We start from the raw sequence: 3,550 nt of genomic DNA on the forward strand, positions 1-3,550 counted from the left end.
TCCGGCAGGCCTTCGACCCTTGCCAAGCGGTCCGGGCTTGCCCGGATGATCCGATCCAGTGGATCGGATCAAGCGACAGCAAGGCCCGGAGGGCCCGACCGCGCCCATGCCGGCGAGACCTGGCGCAAGGTCTCCGACCAGCTGCGTTCCCGCTGGCCGAAGCTGGCCGACCTTATGGACGCCAGCGAGCACGACGTGCTGGCCTACATGTCCTTTCCGCGCCAGCACCGCACCAAGCTGCACTCCACGAACCCGATCGAGCGGCTGAACAAGGAGGTGAAGCGGCGCGCCGATGTCGTCGGGATCTTCCCGAACGAGGCCTCCATCCTGCGCCTCATCGGCGCGGTGCTGTTCGAGCAGAATGACGAATGGCAGACCTCGAGCCGCTACATGATGGTCGACGCCTTCGCCCGCATCGATACCGAGGAGATCGACCCCATTCTCAGCATAACCACGAAGGCCGCCTGATCATGCCCTCAGGCCATCCGGGAAATTACACCAGCTTGACGGACGTGACCCCGCCGTGCCACCGGCCCCCTTCAGTGTCCGTATGGATCCCGTCTTCAACATGCATAAGGCGATGATCTCGGTTCCCGTGATGGCCACTGGCTTCGTGGTGATTATCATTGGGACCTTGGTTGGGTGCTTCCAGAGACTTCTTGCCGGCGACGACTTTCGGGCCACAGAGGCAGCCACGGCGCCTCTCAGGGGAGGGAGATCTCCGGGTGGCGAGCGGGCGCCTGAGGGAGGGAGGCCCGCCAGTGTCATGGCTGCTCCCGCGGCCCTCCCCTCGCCGCCACCCCTCGGCCTCCCCTCGGTCGGGCCGCCAGCGACTGGCCCTGTCGGGGGGTCGCCGGGACCAGAGATCAGGCCGTGGGCGGGGCGGTGTCCTCCTCGCTCAGGCGGGCGAGCAGCTGCGCCCAGCGGTCGCGCACCGCGGCGTCGAACCCTCCGGGCCCGAGCGCCAGCGCCGCATCGCGCGCCCGGCGCGCCAGCGTCAGGCGCCAGTCGGCCGGCAGGGTGATGCCCTGCGCGCGGGCCCAGTCCTCGACCTGCGGGCCGAACGGCAGGCCATGGGCCAGCACGTCGCCAAAGCGGACCTCGGGGCGGCGCTCGATCCGGTCGAGCTGGTCGGCCAGGAACGCCGGCGGCAGCAGGTCCTCCACCTGCGCACCCGGCAGCCCGATCACCGTGCCCAGGTCCAGAACCCGATCGGGGGTGTCGGCATAGAGGCCCGCGCGCAGATCCTGCGCCAGCGCCCGGTCGTCACCCCCCAGCAGCACCAGCGGCAGCGCGCCTTCCTCGGCGGCCAGCAGGCTTGCGACCACGCGCGCGGTGCGGCTGGGCCCGGCCGGCGCGAACACCAGGTCGCGGCGGGGGGCAAAGCGGCCCGCGGCCGTGGCCAGCGTGCGCAGCGTGCCCAGGTGCAGCTGCTCGGCCAGCCCGCCCACCATCACCGGGCGCGCGCCGCGCAGCATCGCCTCGGCCACCCCGAGGTTGAGCGCGGACTGCACCGCATAGGCAGCCCCGCGCTGATGGTCGCGCCCCTCGTCCTCGCGCAGGTCGGCGGTGGCGCGGGTGGAGCCGTCGCGCCCGACATAGACCTTGCGCGCCCGGTCCAGCCGGTCGGCATCCACCAGGAACGGCGAATGCGAGGTGTAGATCAGCTGGTTGGTCGCCGCGAGGATGTCGAAGAACGCCGACAGGTCGCGCTGCGCCAGCGGGTGTAGCGACTGGCCGGGTTCATCCAGCAGAAGGACCGCGCGGCGGTGCGCGCCCATGCTTTCGACCATGAACACCAGAAAGAACGACAGGAACCACTGCAGCCCGGTCGATCGGTTCTCCAGCTCGATCTCCTGCGGGCGGCGCTTGTCGGCGACCCAGATGCGGAAATGGTTGCCGTCGGCCTCGAAGCGGAAGCGGTAGTCGCCTTGCGTCCACCAGTCGCCGAAGCGTTCGGTCAGCCGTGTGCCGGCCGATTGCAGCAGGATCGACCGGGTGCGCTTGGCCTGTGCGATCCGCGCCAGTTCCTCGGTGCGCGGCCCGGTGTCGGGGCCCGCGATGCGCCCGAGGATGCGGCGCAACCGGCCCACGGTGCCGTCGCGGGCGACGGCGGCCTCCTCGGCCTCCTCGCGGATGTCGCGGAAATCGCGGCCCAGCTCCAAGATCTCGGCGGGTTTCAGGCCGACGAAGCCGAACAGCACCTTCAGCGTGCGCGCCTTGGCGGCCTCGCGGGTGCCCAGGTCCTCGCGCATGAGGTTGTCGACGACATGCGGCAGATAGATCTCGCTGTCGAGGTTGCCGTAGTTGGAATAATAGACGAAGGGCGGCATCGCGCCGAGCACCGAGCGGCGCAGCTCGGGGCGCGATCCGGGGTCGGCGGCGCAAAGTTCGGCCATGCGCTCGCCGAAGGCCAGGCGGAGTTCCTGCAGCACCGCGATGGCAGCCCCCCCGTCGGCCAGGTCCGCGGGCAGCAGCACCGAGACCGCGTCGCGCAGCCGGATCAGGTCGTTGGCGTTGAGCGCGCCGCCCGCCTCCAGCCCCGTATGCAGCCGCTCCAGCGTGGCGGTGGCGCGCTCCATCAGATCGCCCGAGGCCGCGTCGGCGGGGGTGCGCGCCAACTCCGTGCGCGCCGCCTCCAGCCGTTCGGCGGCCCAGGCGGTGTCGGCATGGCGGTCGCGGCGGTGGCGCGGAAAGGTGACGACGTGGCTGCCGTCATAGAACCGGCCGACGCGGACGCAGGCGGCCTCGTCCTGGGGGATGCCCGCCAGATCGGCGAATTCGGCGGTGCGCGGGCCTGCGTCGAACTCTGCCTCGACGAACTGGAAGCCGCCGGGGTTGTCGCGGATGGTCATGAACAGGTGCTTGGGAAAGTCCGAGATCGCCTCGATCGCGCCGCCGCGGGCGGGGTTGAGCTTCCACAGCGGCAGCAGCAGGTTGGTCTTGCCGCTTTCGTTCACGCCGATCAGCGCGGTGACGGCGCCCGCCTCCACCCAGCCGCTGTCGATGACCGAGCGGAAATTGGTCACGCGGAACCGCCGCAGGATCATGTCGCGGGGGCTGGGCGCGGGGCGGGCGGCCGGCGGGGTGCCCGTCGTGGTGTCCGTCGTCGGGCCCGTTGCTGTCGCGGGACCTGTCACTGGGGCATCGCCGTCGGTCAGCGCGGGGGCATGCGGTCCGGTGGTCAGGGGTCTGTCCTGTTTCATGGCGGTCTCCGTTGGAGGGATGTGTCGGGAAGGCGCGGTCACTCGGCCAGGGGCGGAGTGCCGCGCGCGGAGGTGTGCGGCGAGGTGTGTGGTGATGCGTGCGGCGATGCCGCCGGGGGGGTCAGCGCCTGCAACAGCCCGGTGCCCGGATGGTGCGGATCGGCGGGCAGGGTGGCGGGGAGGGCTGTGGGGGCGCCGTCGCCGATGCCGCCGAGCGCGTCGCGCAGCGGGCCCGCCCCGGTCACCGCCAGCACCAGCGCCAGGGCGCCTGCGGGGACCGCGGGTGCCAGCCGCCAGGCCTCGGTGCGGGCGATCAGGCGCTGTGGCAGGCGGCGGGCCTGGAC

General features: G+C 71.7%; 3 protein-coding genes. 1 reads left to right on the forward strand and 2 read right to left on the reverse strand.

The features are described 5' to 3' along the window. The coding region (locus tag CCR87_RS00720) for a transposase (RefSeq protein WP_242511776.1) at nucleotides 1–468 on the forward strand (468 nt) is incomplete at its 5' end. Between the two features lie 398 nt (nucleotides 469–866). Here the strand turns inward: CCR87_RS00720 and CCR87_RS00725 are convergent. After that, nucleotides 867–3,206, reverse strand: coding sequence for an AAA family ATPase (locus CCR87_RS00725; protein WP_201155416.1), 2,340 nt, complete (start codon nucleotides 3,204–3,206; stop codon nucleotides 867–869). Nucleotides 3,207–3,244: 38 nt separating this feature from the next. Next, on the reverse strand, nucleotides 3,245–3,550 hold a 306-nt coding region (locus CCR87_RS00730), incomplete at its 5' end, for a hypothetical protein (RefSeq protein WP_201155417.1).

The organism is Rhodobaculum claviforme (genome assembly GCF_016653255.1).
GTDB classification, from domain to species: domain Bacteria; phylum Pseudomonadota; class Alphaproteobacteria; order Rhodobacterales; family Rhodobacteraceae; genus Rhodobaculum; species Rhodobaculum claviforme.

Coding starts and splice junctions, on each gene's coding strand:
- CCR87_RS00725 (WP_201155416.1), bottom strand. CDS start 3,206: ATGAAACAGGACAGACCCCTGACCACCGGACCGCATGCCCCCGCGCTG.